Genomic DNA, 14181 nt, shown 5'->3' on the forward strand with positions numbered 1-14181 from the left:
GCTCGCCGCCGGCGACGGCGCGGGCGCGGAGGCGGCGATGCGGCAGCTGCTGACCGTCCACCCCGAGGTGGAGCGTGTGGTTCCGGCGCCGCGCGAGCACTGACCGCGTCTCTCGGGCGGTGCCGCCGGGGACGCTCTTCCCCTTCCGGCGTCCCTTCGGGCCGACGTCCCGCCCTCCGGTCGGACTCCGCAGGACCCCTCGCGGGCCCGCGGAGTCCGACGGCGCGACACGGTCGGTGAGTGCCTTCGATCATGAGGTGATCACGGTGGCGACCTTCTCTGACCGTGTCTGACCGTTTTTGAGTGCTTACGGGGTGTGACTCGGGCCACGTAGATTGGGCGTAACGCTTGTGGGAACAGCGCGATGACCTAAGAGGTGACAGCCGAGGAGGGAATACGGACGCCGTTCACGGCGCTGTGCATTCTCCCGGCCCCCGCCCGCCCGTCGGCCCATCCCCGAGGCCGGTGGTCGGCTCCTGTCCGTCGTGGACGGGGCCGGAAGCCGTTTTCCAACGTTCCGAGAGGTTGTTCGTGTCGGCCAGCACATCCCGTACTCTCCCGCCGGAGATCGCCGAGTCCGTCTCTGTCATGGCGCTCATCGAGCGGGGAAAGGCTGATGGGCAGATCGCCGGCGACGATGTGCGTCGGGCCTTCGAAGCCGACCAGATTCCGGCCACTCAGTGGAAGAACGTACTGCGCAGCCTCAACCAGATCCTTGAGGAAGAGGGTGTGACGCTGATGGTCAGTGCCGCAGAGCCCAAGCGCACCCGAAAGAGCGTCGCAGCGAAGAGTCCGGCCAAGCGCACCGCCACCAAGACGGTCGCGGCGAAGACGGTGACCACCAGGAAGGCCACCGCCACCACCGCGGCTCCGGCCGCCTCGGCGACCGGTGACGCCGAGGAGGCCACCGCCGGGCGGGCCGCCAAGAAGGCCGCGCCCGCCGCCAAGAAGACCGCCGCGAAGAAGGCGGCCCCCGCCAAGAAGACCGCCGCGAAGAAGACCGCGGCCAAGAAGGACGACGCCGAGATCCTTGAGGACGAGGTCCTCGAAGAGGCACCCGGCGGCAAGGCCGACGGCGAGCCCGAGGGCACCGAGAACGCCGGCTTCGTCCTCTCCGACGAGGACGAGGACGACGCGCCGGCCCAGCAGGTCGCCGCCGCCGGCGCCACCGCCGACCCGGTCAAGGACTACCTCAAGCAGATCGGCAAGGTCCCCCTCCTCAACGCCGAGCAGGAGGTCGAGCTCGCCAAGCGCATCGAGGCGGGCCTGTTCGCCGAGGACAAGCTGTCCAACGCCGACAAGCTGGCCCCGAAGCTCAAGCGCGAGCTGGAGATCATCGCCGAGGACGGCCGCCGCGCCAAGAACCACCTCCTGGAGGCCAACCTCCGCCTCGTGGTCTCGCTGGCCAAGCGCTACACCGGCCGCGGCATGCTCTTCCTGGACCTCATCCAGGAGGGCAACCTCGGTCTGATCCGCGCGGTCGAGAAGTTCGACTACACCAAGGGCTACAAGTTCTCCACGTACGCCACCTGGTGGATCCGTCAGGCGATCACCCGCGCGATGGCCGACCAGGCCCGCACCATCCGTATCCCGGTGCACATGGTCGAGGTCATCAACAAGCTCGCGCGCGTGCAGCGCCAGATGCTCCAGGACCTGGGCCGCGAGCCCACCCCGGAGGAGCTGGCCAAGGAACTCGACATGACCCCGGAGAAGGTCATCGAGGTCCAGAAGTACGGCCGTGAGCCCATCTCGCTGCACACCCCCCTCGGTGAGGACGGCGACAGCGAGTTCGGTGACCTCATCGAGGACTCCGAGGCCGTCGTCCCGGCCGACGCCGTGAGCTTCACGCTCCTCCAGGAGCAGCTCCACTCCGTCCTCGACACCCTGTCCGAGCGCGAGGCGGGCGTCGTCTCCATGCGTTTCGGTCTCACCGACGGTCAGCCGAAGACCCTCGACGAGATCGGCAAGGTCTACGGCGTCACCCGTGAGCGGATCCGCCAGATCGAGTCCAAGACCATGTCCAAGCTGCGTCACCCGTCGCGTTCGCAGGTCCTGCGCGACTACCTCGACTAGGTCTTGCCCGTACGACGACGGGGGCCCGGTTCCTGCCAAGGGGACCGGGCCCCCGTCGTCGTACGCGCGGGTGCGCGCCACACCATTGTCGATCACTCTGGGTTTCCGATAATCATCCCAGAGTGAGGAACGTGTATGCGCCTTCCCTTGGTCCGGGCGCTCGCCCGGCCGTTGGTTCTGGCGGCGGCGACGGTCGCCATACCGCTGATGAACGCGGCCCCGGCGGCCTCCGACAGTGTGATCGTCGGCGGCTTCCCGGTCGACGTCTCCCGGAGCCCCTGGACGGTCGCGCTGTCCAGCCGTGACCGGTTCGGCGGTACGCGGTCGGGCCAGTTCTGCGGCGGCGTGGCGGTCGCGCCGACCCTGGTCCTCACGGCGGCCCACTGCGTCGGCGAGGACGTCCTCGGGGCGCCCCCGAACAGGGTGCGGGACTTCAAGGTCGTCACCGGCCGCACCGATCTGTCCACGGACGCCGGCCGGGAGATCGCCGTACGGGACACCTGGGTGAACCCGGAGTACGACCGCTCCAGCAACTCCGGGGACTTCGCCGTGCTCACGATCGCCGAACCGCTGCCCGAGACGTCGGTCATCGGGGCGGCCGGGGCGGGGGATCCCGCGTACGCGGCGGGGACGGAGGCCGTGGTCTACGGCTGGGGCGACGTCTCCGGGTTCGGTGAGTACGCGCGCGGTCTGCGGGCCGCGCGGGTGCACGTCATGGCCGACGCGCGCTGCGAGCGGGCGTACCCGGGAGGCCCCGAGGGCACCTACGTCGCCCGGACGATGCTGTGCGCCGGGGAGGCCAGGGGTGGCCGGGACGCCTGCCAGGGCGACAGCGGTGGGCCGCTGGTGGCGCAGGGCAGGCTGGTCGGCCTGGTGTCCTGGGGGAGCGGCTGCGGGCGCCCCGGGAGTCCGGGGGTCTACACGCGCGTCTCGGACGTTCTGAGAGTGCTGAACGGCTCCGCGGCCCTGCGAGGGGCTGCTGGGCCGTCAGGCGGGCGCTGAGCGGCTCCGACGGATACGCGTACGGGCGGCGGCCCCTGTCTCCAGGGACCGCCGCCCGTACGCCGGCCTGTGCCGGTTGTGCTGCTCGTCGTGAACGCCGAACGTCAGCGCTCATCCTCGGAGGCGGTCGCGGGAACGGCCGTCAGCCGCTCCGTCTCGTCCTGTATCTCGGCGGCGATCTTCTTGAGCTCCGGCTCGAACTTCCGGCCGTGGTGGGCGCAGAAGAGCAGTTCTCCGCCGCTCGCCAGGACAACGCGAAGGTAGGCCTGGGCGCCGCAGCGGTCGCAGCGATCGCCGGCCGTCAGCGGGCTCACGGGGGTCAGAACAGTAGTCACGTCGCCTCTTCTCTAGCTCGACGAGCTGTCGTACCAGGGTCAACATCCAACCAGCCTCAAACGTTCCCGCTTGCGGTTTTCCCTCGAAAAAATCTTTCGAGGCGGCTGACTGCTGCCGGTTTGGCGGCGAATGTGCCGTAGTGCGTTTCTTGCGTGCTTACGGTTTCGCGCTGTCGATCATGGGTCGGTCCTCCCGGCCGGGTTGCCGGTTCGTTCTTGAGGACGTGCCCGGAGCCTAAATGGTTCATGCCTCGAAGGGAACGTGATATGTACTTCACTCCATTGAGCGATCGAACACGCATGCGACTCTGGACTAGTCTGGCTCCAGACGAGGGTGGCGTGACAACGGCTCTACCTGGCCTCGGTACCCTCTTGACGGCGACCGAAGCCGTGCCCTTACCCAGAAGGGCCCCACCTGAAATTCAGCGAGGAGCGAACCGCGTGACCGCCGATACGTCCGTGCCGTCCACTGCGCTGCTGGCAGGAGCAGACCGGGACGGCTCCAACTACACCGCGCGGCACCTGCTCGTCCTCGAAGGACTAGAGGCCGTCCGCAAGCGTCCGGGCATGTACATCGGATCGACCGACAGCCGCGGTCTCATGCACTGCCTGTGGGAGATCATCGACAACTCCGTCGACGAGGCGCTCGGCGGTTTCTGCGACCACATCGATGTGGTTCTCCACGACGACGGCTCCGTGGAGGTCCGCGACAACGGCCGCGGCATCCCGGTCGACGTCGAGCCCAAGACCGGGCTGTCCGGCGTCGAGGTCGTCATGACCAAGCTCCACGCGGGCGGCAAGTTCGGCGGCGGCTCCTATGCCGCCTCCGGCGGTCTGCACGGGGTGGGCGCCTCCGTCGTCAACGCCCTCTCCGCCCGGCTGGACGTCGAGGTCGACCGCGGCGGCAACACGCACGCGATCAGCTTCCGCCGCGGTGTCCCCGGCGCCTTCGCCGGAGCCGGGCCCGACGCCAAGTTCGACCCGGACAGCGGGCTGCGCAAGACCAAGAGGGTCGCGAAGGCCCGTACCGGCACGCGCGTGCGCTACTGGGCCGACCGCCAGATCTTCCTCAAGGACGCCAAGCTCTCCCTGGAGCACCTCCACCAGCGCGCCCGCCAGACCGCGTTCCTGGTGCCCGGTCTGACCATCGTCGTCCGGGACGAACTCGGTCTCGGCGAGGGCGGCAGCAAGGGCGAGGAGTCCTTCCGCTTCGACGGCGGCATCAGCGAGTTCTGCGAGTACCTGGCCTCCGACAAGCCGGTCTGCGACATCCTCCGCTTCACCGGCGAGGGCACCTTCCGCGAGACCGTCCCGGTCCTCGACGAGCACGGCCAGATGACCCCCACCCAGGTCACCCGCGAACTCGTCGTCGACGTCGCCCTGCGCTGGGGCACCGGCTACGACACGACGCTCAAGTCGTTCGTGAACATCATCGCCACCCCCAAGGGCGGCACCCACGTCGCCGGCTTCGAGCAGGCCGTCACGACCACGATGAACGAGGTGCTGCGCGCCAAGAAGCTGCTGCGCGTCGCCGAGGACGGCGTCCTCAAGGACGACGCCCTGGAGGGCCTCACCGCCGTCGTCACCGTCCGGCTCGCCGAACCGCAGTTCGAGGGCCAGACCAAGGAGGTCCTCGGCACCTCCGCGGCCCGCCGGATCGTGACGCAGGTCATCTCCAAGGAGCTCAAGGCGTTCCTGACCTCCACCAAGCGGGACGCCGCCGCCCAGGCGCGCGTCGTCATGGAGAAGGTCGTCGCCGCCGCGCGCACGCGCGTCGCCGCTCGCCAGCACAAGGACGCGCAGCGCAGGAAGACCGCCCTGGAGTCGTCGTCCCTGCCGGCCAAGCTCGCCGACTGCCGCAGCGACGACGTCGACCGCAGCGAACTCTTCATCGTCGAGGGCGACTCCGCGCTCGGCACCGCCAAGCTCGCCCGCAACTCCGAGTTCCAGGCGCTGCTGCCGATCCGCGGCAAGATCCTCAACGTCCAGAAGTCGTCCGTCACGGACATGCTGAAGAACGCCGAGTGCGGCGCGATCATCCAGGTCATAGGAGCGGGGTCCGGCCGGACCTTCGATCTGGAGGCCGCCCGCTACGGCAAGATCATCATGATGACCGACGCCGATGTGGACGGCTCCCACATCCGCTGCCTGCTGCTGACCCTGTTCCAGCGGTACATGCGGCCCATGGTCGAGGCGGGGCGGGTCTTCGCCGCGGTGCCGCCGCTGCACCGGATCGAGCTGGTCCAGCCGAAGAAGGGGCAGGACAAGTACGTCTACACGTACTCGGACCGTGAACTGCGCGACAAGCTCATGGAGTTCCAGACCAAGGGCGTGCGGTACAAGGACTCCATCCAGCGGTACAAGGGCCTCGGCGAGATGGACGCGGACCAGTTGGCCGAGACGACGATGGACCCCCGGCACCGGACGCTGCGGCGGATCAACCTCTCCGACCTGGAGGCGGCGGAGCAGGTGTTCGACCTGCTGATGGGGAACGACGTGGCGCCGCGCAAGGAGTTCATCTCCAGCTCGGCGGCTACGTTGGACCGGTCGCGGATCGACGCGTAGCCGCTGCGCTCGGCTTGGGCCGGGGCGGTTCGGGGTGGGGGTGCGGATGTCGGCGGGGTGCGGGTTGTGTGTGGCTGATCGCGCAGTTCCCCGCGCCCCCAAGGAGCCCCTGCGGGGCTCCTTGGGGGTGCGTCTCCACCTACGGGTGGAGACGGCCAGGCCGACAGATCCACCCTTGATCCACCCTGGCGCCGATCTGCCCGAGGGCTGGTTTCCGTAGGTTCGGAGGTGTCGGCGGCGAGTGTCGCCGGGTTCTTCTTGCGAGCACGGGGGCTGGGATGGCCGGGCTGGTCAACGCGTTGGTGATAGCGGCGGTCGTCGCTGTGGTGATCGGGCGGCAGTTCCGGGCGGCGCCGGTCGATGCGGGGCGGCGGTGGTGGCTTCTGCCGGGGATTCTCGCCGTCATGTCGGTGCAGCAGGCTGGGCTGCTCGACGCCGGGCACCGGACCGCGTCGGCGGTGCTGCTCGGGGTCGAGGTGCTGGTCGGGCTGGTGACCGGGGCCGGGTGGGGGTGGACGACGCGGATGTGGGTCGCGGAGGACGGCGTCGTGTGGCGCAAGAGCGGCAGGGCGAGTGCCGGGGTGTGGGGCGTCGGGGTGGTGCTGCGGGTGGGGCTCTTCGGGGTCGGGGCCGCGATCGGTGTCCACCAGAACAGCTCCGTCCTGATGCTCTCCCTGGCGGCCACGCTGTTGGTGCGCTCCGGGGTCGTGGCCTGGCGTGCGCAGCAGCTCGACCGGACCCTCGCCGGGCCCGCGGCGCCGTACCGTGACGAGGTGTCCCGGCTGCGCACGAAGGAGCGCGTGTGACCGACAACCCCTGGCTGCGCTGGCCGTCCCGGGAGGCTCTCGACCGCAAGGGGGCCTCGTCCGCCAGACGCGCACTGGGCTGGCTGCTGCGGCTGCTGATGATCGGCATCGTCCTGCGGAGTGCCGTCAGCGGACCGCACGAGCACGGCTGGAAGCTGGCGGCCGGAGGGGCGATCGTCCTCGTCGCGGTGGGGGCGTCGCGGGCGTTCTCCGTGGTGACGCTCACCCACCGGCTGGTGCCCTCGCTCCTGCTGCTGACGCTCTTGCTGGGCCTCGCCGTCACGGCCGAGGCGCTGGGCTTCGGGTCGCCGGCCATCGTCCTGTGGTGCGGCTGCGCCGTCGTGGCGCTGGAGCGGCTCCCGATGGGCGCCGCGCTGCCTTTCGCCTCGGTCGCGCTGAGCGCCTTCGCCGCCGTCAACGAGGACATGTGGCTGACCACCGCGGCCACGCTCGGCGCGCTGGCTCTGGCCGGCTACACCCTGCGCCTCGACAACGAGGCCCGCGGCAACGCCGCGCGACTCCTCGCCCAGGAGCGGGCCGCGCGCGCGGCCGAGGCGGAGTCGGCCGCGCTGACCGAGCGCGCCCGTATCGCCCGGGAGATCCACGACGTGCTGGCACACAGCCTCTCCGCCCAGCTCGTGCACCTGGAGGCGGCCCGCCTGCTCATCGAGCGGGACGCCGACCGCGGGCAGATCCTCGACCGGGTGGTCGCGGCGCGCGCCATGGCCCGCGACGGCCTGGAGGAGACCCGCCAGGCCCTGTCCGCCCTGCGCGGCGACCTCACCCCGCTGGAGGACTTCCTGACCGGCCTGGTGCGCGCGGTGGACGGTGCCCAGGTCACCGTGCGGGGTGAACACAGACCGCTGTCGGCCGAGGTGTCCCAGGCCGTGCGCAGGGTCGCGCAGGAGGCCCTCACGAACGTCCGCAAGCACGCCCCGGGCGCCAGGGTCAGCCTCCGGCTGGAGTACGGGCCGGACGAAGTGACCCTGGACGTGCGGGACTCGGGCGGGCCGCCGGGTGAACTTGCGGGCACGGGAGGCGGATACGGTCTCCTGGGCATGCGGGAGCGTGCCGAACTGCTGGGCGGCTCGCTGGAGGCGGGGCCGGACGAGGAAGGGTTCGCGGTGAGGCTGAGGGTGCCGGTATGACGGAGCAGGGGCGGAAGAAGCCGGCGCGGGTGCTGGTGGCGGACGACCAGACCGTCGTCCGGGAGGGCATCGTGATGCTGCTCGGGCTGCTGCCCGAGGTCGAGGTGGTGGGTGCGGCGGTGGACGGCGAGGACGCGGTGCGGCTGGTCGCCGAACTCGCCCCGGACGTCGTCCTGATGGACCTGCGCATGCCCCGCTGCGACGGGGTCGAGGCGACCCGGCGGATCCGGGCCGCCCACCCCGGCACACAGGTCGTGGTGCTCACGACGTTCGCGGACGACGAGTCCCTGTTCCCGGCGCTGGCCGCCGGTGCCCGCGGCTACCTCACGAAGGACGCGGGCGGCGAGGAGATCGTCCGGGCCGTGCACAGCGTCCTGTCCGGGGACGCGGGGCTGTCGCCGAGCATCCAGCGGCGGCTGCTGGAGCGGCTGTCGGAGCCCGTGCCGCAGGAACCGGCCGAACCGGCGGGGCCGCCGGACGGGTTGACGGCGCGTGAGACCGAAGTGGTGATCCTTATCGCCGAAGGCCTCAGCAACCAGGAGATCTCCCGCAGACTCCACGTCTCGCCGACGACGGTGAAGACCCACATCAACAACCTGTTCGCCAAGGCGAGCCTCAAGGACCGTGCGCAGGCGGTGAGTTACGCATACAGAAAGGGGTTGGTAAAACCACCAAAATCGGAAATGGGATAAGTCGGCCCATTGTCGCTTGATGGGGTGAAGAATGCGGGAAAGAGAGTAGGGGATCTTCCCGTTCTGTCCATCATTGGGTATGCAGTTGAGCAACGACCGTGCCCGCAGTGGCGGGGGCGGTCCCGAGAGAGCACGCGAGCACCAAGAGGTGCGGACCCCGGTCCCCGAAGAACCGGCGGGCGTGCGGTATGACGATCCTTGGTACGACGCCCTGGCCCCGGACTGGCCCGGAGCGGAGCCGGCGAGCGCGCCCGCGCCCGCGGTCCCGGCGCCCCGCGAGGAGTCCGGCCGCGACGCGATGGCGGAGGTCTACCTCGCCGTCCAGCGCAGCGCCGCCTTCCAGGAAGTACGCAGCCGCTACCGGCGGTTCGTGGTCCCGGCGGGCATCGGCTTCTTCCTCTGGTACGTGGCGTACGTCATCGCGGCCACCACCGCGCCCGGGTTCATGGCCCGGCCCGTCGTGGGCGCCGTCAACGTGGCACTTGTCGCCGGTCTGGGACAGTTCCTCACCACCTTCCTCGTGGCCTGGGCCTACGCCAGGCACGCCCGGCTGCGCAGGGACAGGGCCGCCCTCGACCTGCGCTGGGACACCCAGGAACTGACCCGCGGTGTGAAGGGCGGCAAGCCGTGAGCGGTACCCATCAGACCCTGGCCCTCGTGCTGTTCAGCGTGTTCATCGCGGTCACGCTGGGCATCACGACCTGGGTCAGCCGCAACCGGCACGGCTCGGCGGAGGAGTTCTACGCCGGCGGACGGCTGTTCTCCCCGATGGAGAACGGCTTCGCCATCGCGGGCGACTACATGTCGGCCGCGTCCTTCCTCGGCATCTCCGGCCTGATCGCGCTGTTCGGCTACGACGGCCTGCTCTACTCGGTCGGCTTCCTCGTCGCCTGGCTGGTCGTCCTGCTCCTCATCGCCGAACTCGTGCGCAACTGCGGGCGGTTCACGCTCGCGGACGTCGTCGCGGCGCGGATGAGCGAGCGGCCGGTGCGCATCGCGGCGGGCGCCTCCTCCGTCATCGTGTCGATCTTCTACCTCGTCGCCCAGATGGTCGGCGCGGGCAGCCTCGTCGCGCTGCTGCTGGGCCGCAGCGGCGCCGCGACCCAGGTGTGGACCGTCATCGGGGTCGGCGCGCTCATGATCATCTATGTGTCGCTGGGAGGTATGCGGGCCACCACCTGGATCCAGATCGTCAAGGCGGTCCTGCTGCTCGGCGGCACGATCGCGCTGACCGTCCTCGTCCTCGTCCGCTTCCACGGCGACTTCGACCGGCTGCTGCTCACCGCGGCCGAACGCAGCGGCCACGGCGCCGACTTCCTGGCCCCCGGCCTGAAGTACGGGGCGAACTGGACCTCGCGCTTCGACTTCATCAGCCTCGGCCTCGCCCTCGTGCTGGGCACGGCCGGCCTGCCGCACATCCTGTCCCGCTTCTACACCGTGCCGACCGCGCGGGCGGCCCGCCGGTCCGTGGTCTGGTCGATCGGCCTGATCGGCAGCTTCTACCTGATGACGATCGTGCTGGGCTTCGGCGCCGCCGCGATCGTCGGACCGGACGCCGTACGCCAGTCCAACGCGGCCGGCAACACCGCCGTCCCGCTGCTCGCCCTCGACCTCGGTGGCGGTGCGCAGTCCATGGGCGGCGCGGTGCTGTTCGCGGTCGTCGGCGCGGTCGCCTTCGCGACGATCCTCGCGGTGGTCGCCGGCATCACCCTCGCCTCCTCGGCGTCCGTGGCCCACGACCTGTACGCGTCACTGCGCCGCAAGCACGCCAAGCAGCGCAGCGAGGTCACGGTCGCGCGGGTCGCCGCCGTCGGCATCGGCATCGTCGCGATCGCGCTCGGCATCCTGGCGCGCGAACTCAACGTCGCGTTCCTCGTCGGCCTCGCCTTCGCCGTCGCCGCGTCCGCGAACCTGCCGGTGCTGCTGTACTCGCTGTTCTGGCGCAACTTCACCACCCGGGGCGCCGTCTGGGCGGTCTACGGAGGGCTGATCCCGGCGCTCCTGCTCGTCGTGCTGTCGCCGGTCGTCTCGGGCAGCCCCGAATCGCTCGTCCCCGGCGTCGACTTCCAGTTCTTCCCGCTCCAGAACCCCGGCATCGTCTCGATCCCGCTGGGCTTCCTCGCGGGCTGGCTCGGCACGGTGACCTCGTCGGAGGAGCCCGACGAGGCACGGCACGCGGAGACGGAGGTGCGTTCGCTGACAGGAGCGGGGGCCGTGTAGGAGCGGCGCCGGGCTTGGGCCATGGCGCGGCCCAGGCACGGCGGTGCATTGATGGCCTGTCCGGAAGTTGCTCCATACATCCATCAAGGTGCCCGGTACTCATCACGACATTCGGTACTCGTCAACACGCTCAACGAAACCGTGCTCTCAGGCGCGGGCCGCCCACACGTAACGGTGCTCCGGGCGGCCCGCGTCGCCGTACTTGAGGGTCAGCCGGGCCCGGCCGGTGCGCTCCAGAAGCTTCAGATAACGCTGGGCCGTCTGACGGCTCACCCCCGTGCGGTCGGCGATCTCCTGTGCGGACAGCGGCCCGTCCGCGCGGATCAGACACTGGCGGACCAACTCGGCGGTGGTGGGGGAGTGCCCCTTGGGCAGGCCCGGCTCCGCAGGGGCCGACAGCGCGCCGAACATGCGGTCCACGTCGGCCTGTTCGGCCTCGCCGCCGCCGTCCAGGGTGCGGCGCAGCTCGCCGTACGCCTCCAGCTTCGCGCGCAGGCCCGCGAAGGCGAACGGCTTGACCAGGTACTGGAGCGCGCCGTGCCGCATCGCGGAGCGGACCGTCTCGACGTCCCGCGCGGCCGTCACCATGACGACGTCCGCCTGATGGCCGCGACGGCGCATCTCCTGGACGACGTCGATGCCCGTCCCGTCGGGCAGATAGTGGTCCATCAGGACGAGGTCCACCCGAGGCAGCAGCTCCAGCAGCCGCAGCGCCTCGGCCGCGCCGTGCGCCTGCCCGGCGACCCGGAAACCCGGCACTTTCTCCACGTAGGCGGCGTTCACCCGGGCGACCCGGGCGTCGTCGTCCACGACCAGGACCTCGATCACTGTGCATCCTCCTCGACGGCACGCGCGGGGACGGCCGGTACAGCGGCGCCGGCGCCCTCGGACAGCGCGTCGGGCAGGATCACGGTGAACTCCGCGCCCCCGCACTCGGCCTGCCCCACCCGCGCCCCGCCGCCCTGCCGCTCGGCGAGCCGGCGCACCAGGGAGAGCCCGATGCCGCGCCGGCCGTGCGCGGGGGGCTTCTTGGTGGACCACCCCTCGGTGAACACCGACTCCCGGTGCTCCACCGGGATCCCGGGACCGGTGTCGCGCACCCGCAGGACGGCGGTACGCCCCTCGGCGCGCAATTCGACCTCCACGCGCGCGTGTGTCGTGCCCGCGACGGCGTCCAGCGCGTTGTCGACCAGGTTCCCCACGATCGTCACCAGCCCCCTCGGATCGACGAGCCGGTCCGGCAGCCGGGTGCGGCCGGACAGCTTCAGGGCGACCCCGCGCTCCGCCGCCACCGTCGCCTTGCCGACCAGCAGCGCCGCCAGCAGCGGGTCCTGGATCTTCTGGGAGACCTCCTCCGCGGTGGCCCGGTGGTCGCCGACCACCTCACCGACGAACTCCACCGCTTCCTCGTACATCTCCAGCTCCAGCAGCCCGAGGAGGGTGTGCATCCGGTTGGCGTGTTCGTGGTCCTGCGCGCGGAGGGCGTCGATCAGCCCGCGCGTGGAGTCGAGTTCCCGGCCGAGCTGCTCCAGCTCGGTACGGTCGCGCAGGGTGGCGACGGCGCCGCCGTCGTCCGTGGGCATGCGGTTGGTGACCAGGACGCGCGGGCCGCGCACGGTGAGCAGGTCCGTGCCGGTCACCCGGCCCGCCAGGACGTCCGCCGTACGGCCCGTGCCGAGCGCCTCGTCCAGGGAGCGGCCCACGGCTTCGTCGCCGATCCCCAGCAGGCGCCGCGCCTCGTCGTTCAGGAGCCGGACGCGGCCCGTGCGGTCCAGCGCGACGACGCCCTCCCGGATGCCGTGCAGCATCGCCTCACGCTCCGCGAGCAGCGCCGAGATGTCCGAGAAGGCCAGGTCCCGGGTCTGCCGGTGGACCCGGCGCGAGATCAGCCAGGCCGCCAGCGCGCCCACCGCGAGCGCGCCGCCCGCGTAGGCGAACAGCCCCGGGACGGCGTGGATCAGCCGGGCGCGGACGTTGTCGTACTCGATGCCGACGGAGACCGCGCCGACGATCCGTCCGCCGGCGTCCCGCAGCGGCACCTTGCCGCGCGCCGAGCGGCCCAGCGTGCCGTCGTCGATCTCCATCACCGCCTCGCCCGCCAGCGCCTTGTGCGGGTCCGTCGAGACGACTCCGCCGATCTGGTCCGGATCGCGGTGCGACCAGCGGACACCGGACCTGTTCATCACGACGACGTACTCGGCGCCGCTCGCCCGCCGGATCCGCTCCGCCTCGCGCTGCACCGGGCCGTCCACCGAGGGAGTGCTGTTCTCCAGGTCCTCCGCCAGTTGCGGCATCGCCGCGGTGGTCTGCGCGATCGCCAGTGCGCGGCGCATCGCCTGGTCGTCCAGCTGGTTGCTCAACGGGGCGAGGAACAGGCCCGTCGCGAGGACCACCACGCCGGCCGCGGTCGACAGCTGCATCAGCAGGATCTGCGAGAAGGCGCGTCGGGGGAGGCCGAGGCGCAGGCGGCGGGTGGGGGGAGCCTGGGGCATGTCTTGACGGTACGTGGCGGGGAGGGGTGCTGTAGAGATGTGGCGGGGATCTCTTGACGAGACGTGTGGATGAGGCGGACGGGGTGGATCAGATGGACCAGACGATCAACTGTTGACGTCAGCTCGCCAGCGCCGTCCGAGCCGTCGTCAGCTCCCGCACCTCCACGACGTCCATCCGCGCGGGGGTCCCCAGAACAGATGCCCCGCAGCTCTCCGGGCGGGCCGGCAGCGGGTTGCTCTGGGCGACGGCGACCTGCCAGCGCCGGCCGTCGGTGTGGGCGACGGTGACCTCCCAGCGAGGCGCCTCGCCCGTCGTGCGGACGACGCCCAGAACGTCGGCGGCGTATTCGTGGACGGCTGCACGGACGGCGAGTTCGGCGGCCTGGCCGGGCCGTTCCCAGGCCGAGCGGCCACGGCACCCGTCGACCACGATCCGGCCCTCCCGCGCGGCGTGGAGGACGTTCTTGACGGTGTGGGCCTGCGCGCGGCCGTACGCGTAGCCGTAGGGCAGGACGAGCACCGTGGGGGAGAAGCGATGACCACCCAGATGGGTGACCTCCCAGACGCCCGGTACGTCGGAGGCGGTCAGTTCGGCGGCCAGGGGACGGCCGAGGAGGGCGCAGCAGCGGTCGCGCTTGCCGTTCGTGCAGACCAGGGCGAGCGGGTCGCCCGTGTGGGGCCGGCCGCCGAGGACGGTGTCGAACGTGCGGTGGTCGCCCCGGCCGAGGGCGGCGAGGTCGAGGTCCAGCAGCCTCAGGGGGTCCTGGGCGGCGGCGCTGCGCAGCCACACCCCGCCGGGCACGGTGTGGGCGGCGAAGACCTGGCGCAGGGGCGGGGTGCCGAAGTCG

At 71.1% G+C, this 14181-nt stretch carries 12 protein-coding genes and 1 pseudogene; 9 read left to right on the forward strand and 4 right to left on the reverse strand.

Annotation, left to right across the window (positions count from 1 at the left end):
- The 3 genes and pseudogenes from ACVNF4_RS22115 to ACVNF4_RS22125 all read left to right on the forward strand — a co-directional run.
- Positions 1-103: pseudogene (locus tag ACVNF4_RS22115) on the forward strand (GntR family transcriptional regulator); the annotation flags it as partial.
- 428 nt (positions 104-531) lie between these two features.
- A complete protein-coding gene (locus tag ACVNF4_RS22120; protein ID WP_461804601.1) occupies positions 532-2073 on the forward strand; it encodes an RNA polymerase sigma factor in 1542 nt (513 codons plus the stop codon).
- Between the two features lie 135 nt (positions 2074-2208).
- On the forward strand, positions 2209-3075 hold the full coding sequence (locus tag ACVNF4_RS22125; protein ID WP_461804602.1) for a S1 family peptidase: 867 nt from the start codon (positions 2209-2211) through the stop codon (positions 3073-3075).
- Between the two features lie 104 nt (positions 3076-3179).
- On the opposite strand, the gene ACVNF4_RS22130 is transcribed toward ACVNF4_RS22125, so the two are convergent.
- Positions 3180-3410 (reverse strand): DUF7455 domain-containing protein, encoded by a 231-nt coding sequence (locus ACVNF4_RS22130; RefSeq protein WP_461804603.1) that lies wholly within the window; start codon positions 3408-3410, stop codon positions 3180-3182.
- A 441-nt stretch (positions 3411-3851) separates the two neighbouring features.
- Between ACVNF4_RS22130 and ACVNF4_RS22135 the strand changes: the two genes are divergently transcribed.
- From ACVNF4_RS22135 to ACVNF4_RS22160, 6 genes are all read left to right on the forward strand, one after another.
- Entirely contained in the window at positions 3852-5975 is a 2124-nt protein-coding gene (locus ACVNF4_RS22135) for a DNA gyrase/topoisomerase IV subunit B (RefSeq protein ID WP_461804604.1), read from the forward strand.
- Between the two features lie 278 nt (positions 5976-6253).
- Positions 6254-6781 carry a DUF1453 domain-containing protein gene (locus ACVNF4_RS22140; RefSeq protein ID WP_461804605.1) on the forward strand — a complete coding sequence of 176 codons (528 nt, stop codon included), beginning with the start codon at positions 6254-6256 and terminating at the stop codon, positions 6779-6781.
- Entirely contained in the window at positions 6778-7929 is a 1152-nt protein-coding gene (locus ACVNF4_RS22145; protein ID WP_461804606.1) for a sensor histidine kinase, read from the forward strand. Before ACVNF4_RS22140 ends, ACVNF4_RS22145 begins: the two co-directional genes overlap by 4 nt.
- Entirely contained in the window at positions 7926-8621 is a 696-nt protein-coding gene (locus ACVNF4_RS22150) for a response regulator transcription factor (protein WP_461804607.1), read from the forward strand. Before ACVNF4_RS22145 ends, ACVNF4_RS22150 begins: the two co-directional genes overlap by 4 nt.
- A 79-nt stretch (positions 8622-8700) precedes the next feature.
- The gene (locus ACVNF4_RS22155) at positions 8701-9252 is read left to right on the forward strand and encodes a DUF485 domain-containing protein (RefSeq protein ID WP_461804608.1); all 552 of its coding nucleotides are present in this window, start codon (positions 8701-8703) and stop codon (positions 9250-9252) included.
- On the forward strand, positions 9249-10841 hold the full coding sequence (locus ACVNF4_RS22160) for a solute symporter family protein (RefSeq protein WP_461804609.1): 1593 nt from the start codon (positions 9249-9251) through the stop codon (positions 10839-10841). The genes ACVNF4_RS22155 and ACVNF4_RS22160 overlap by 4 nt, the downstream gene beginning before the upstream one ends.
- 147 nt (positions 10842-10988) lie before the next feature.
- Here the strand turns inward: ACVNF4_RS22160 and ACVNF4_RS22165 are convergent, their stop codons facing one another.
- From ACVNF4_RS22165 to ACVNF4_RS22175, 3 genes are all read right to left on the reverse strand, one after another.
- Positions 10989-11669, reverse strand: coding sequence for a response regulator (locus ACVNF4_RS22165; protein WP_461804610.1), 681 nt, complete (start codon positions 11667-11669; stop codon positions 10989-10991).
- Positions 11666-13333 carry a sensor histidine kinase gene (locus ACVNF4_RS22170; RefSeq protein ID WP_461804611.1) on the reverse strand — a complete coding sequence of 556 codons (1668 nt, stop codon included), beginning with the start codon at positions 13331-13333 and terminating at the stop codon, positions 11666-11668. The genes ACVNF4_RS22165 and ACVNF4_RS22170 overlap by 4 nt, the downstream gene beginning before the upstream one ends.
- Before the next feature lie 118 nt (positions 13334-13451).
- Positions 13452-14181: sucrase ferredoxin (locus ACVNF4_RS22175; protein WP_461804612.1), on the reverse strand; the 730-nt coding region annotated here is incomplete at its 5' end.

This window comes from Streptomyces sp. S6 (assembly GCF_054880855.1).

Coding starts and splice junctions, on each gene's coding strand:
- ACVNF4_RS22170 (WP_461804611.1), bottom strand. CDS start 13,333: ATGCCCCAGGCTCCCCCCACCCGCCGCCTGCGCCTCGGCCTCCCCCGA.
- ACVNF4_RS22150 (WP_461804607.1), top strand. CDS start 7,926: ATGACGGAGCAGGGGCGGAAGAAGCCGGCGCGGGTGCTGGTGGCGGAC.
- ACVNF4_RS22125 (WP_461804602.1), top strand. CDS start 2,209: ATGCGCCTTCCCTTGGTCCGGGCGCTCGCCCGGCCGTTGGTTCTGGCG.
- ACVNF4_RS22140 (WP_461804605.1), top strand. CDS start 6,254: ATGGCCGGGCTGGTCAACGCGTTGGTGATAGCGGCGGTCGTCGCTGTG.
- ACVNF4_RS22155 (WP_461804608.1), top strand. CDS start 8,701: ATGCAGTTGAGCAACGACCGTGCCCGCAGTGGCGGGGGCGGTCCCGAG.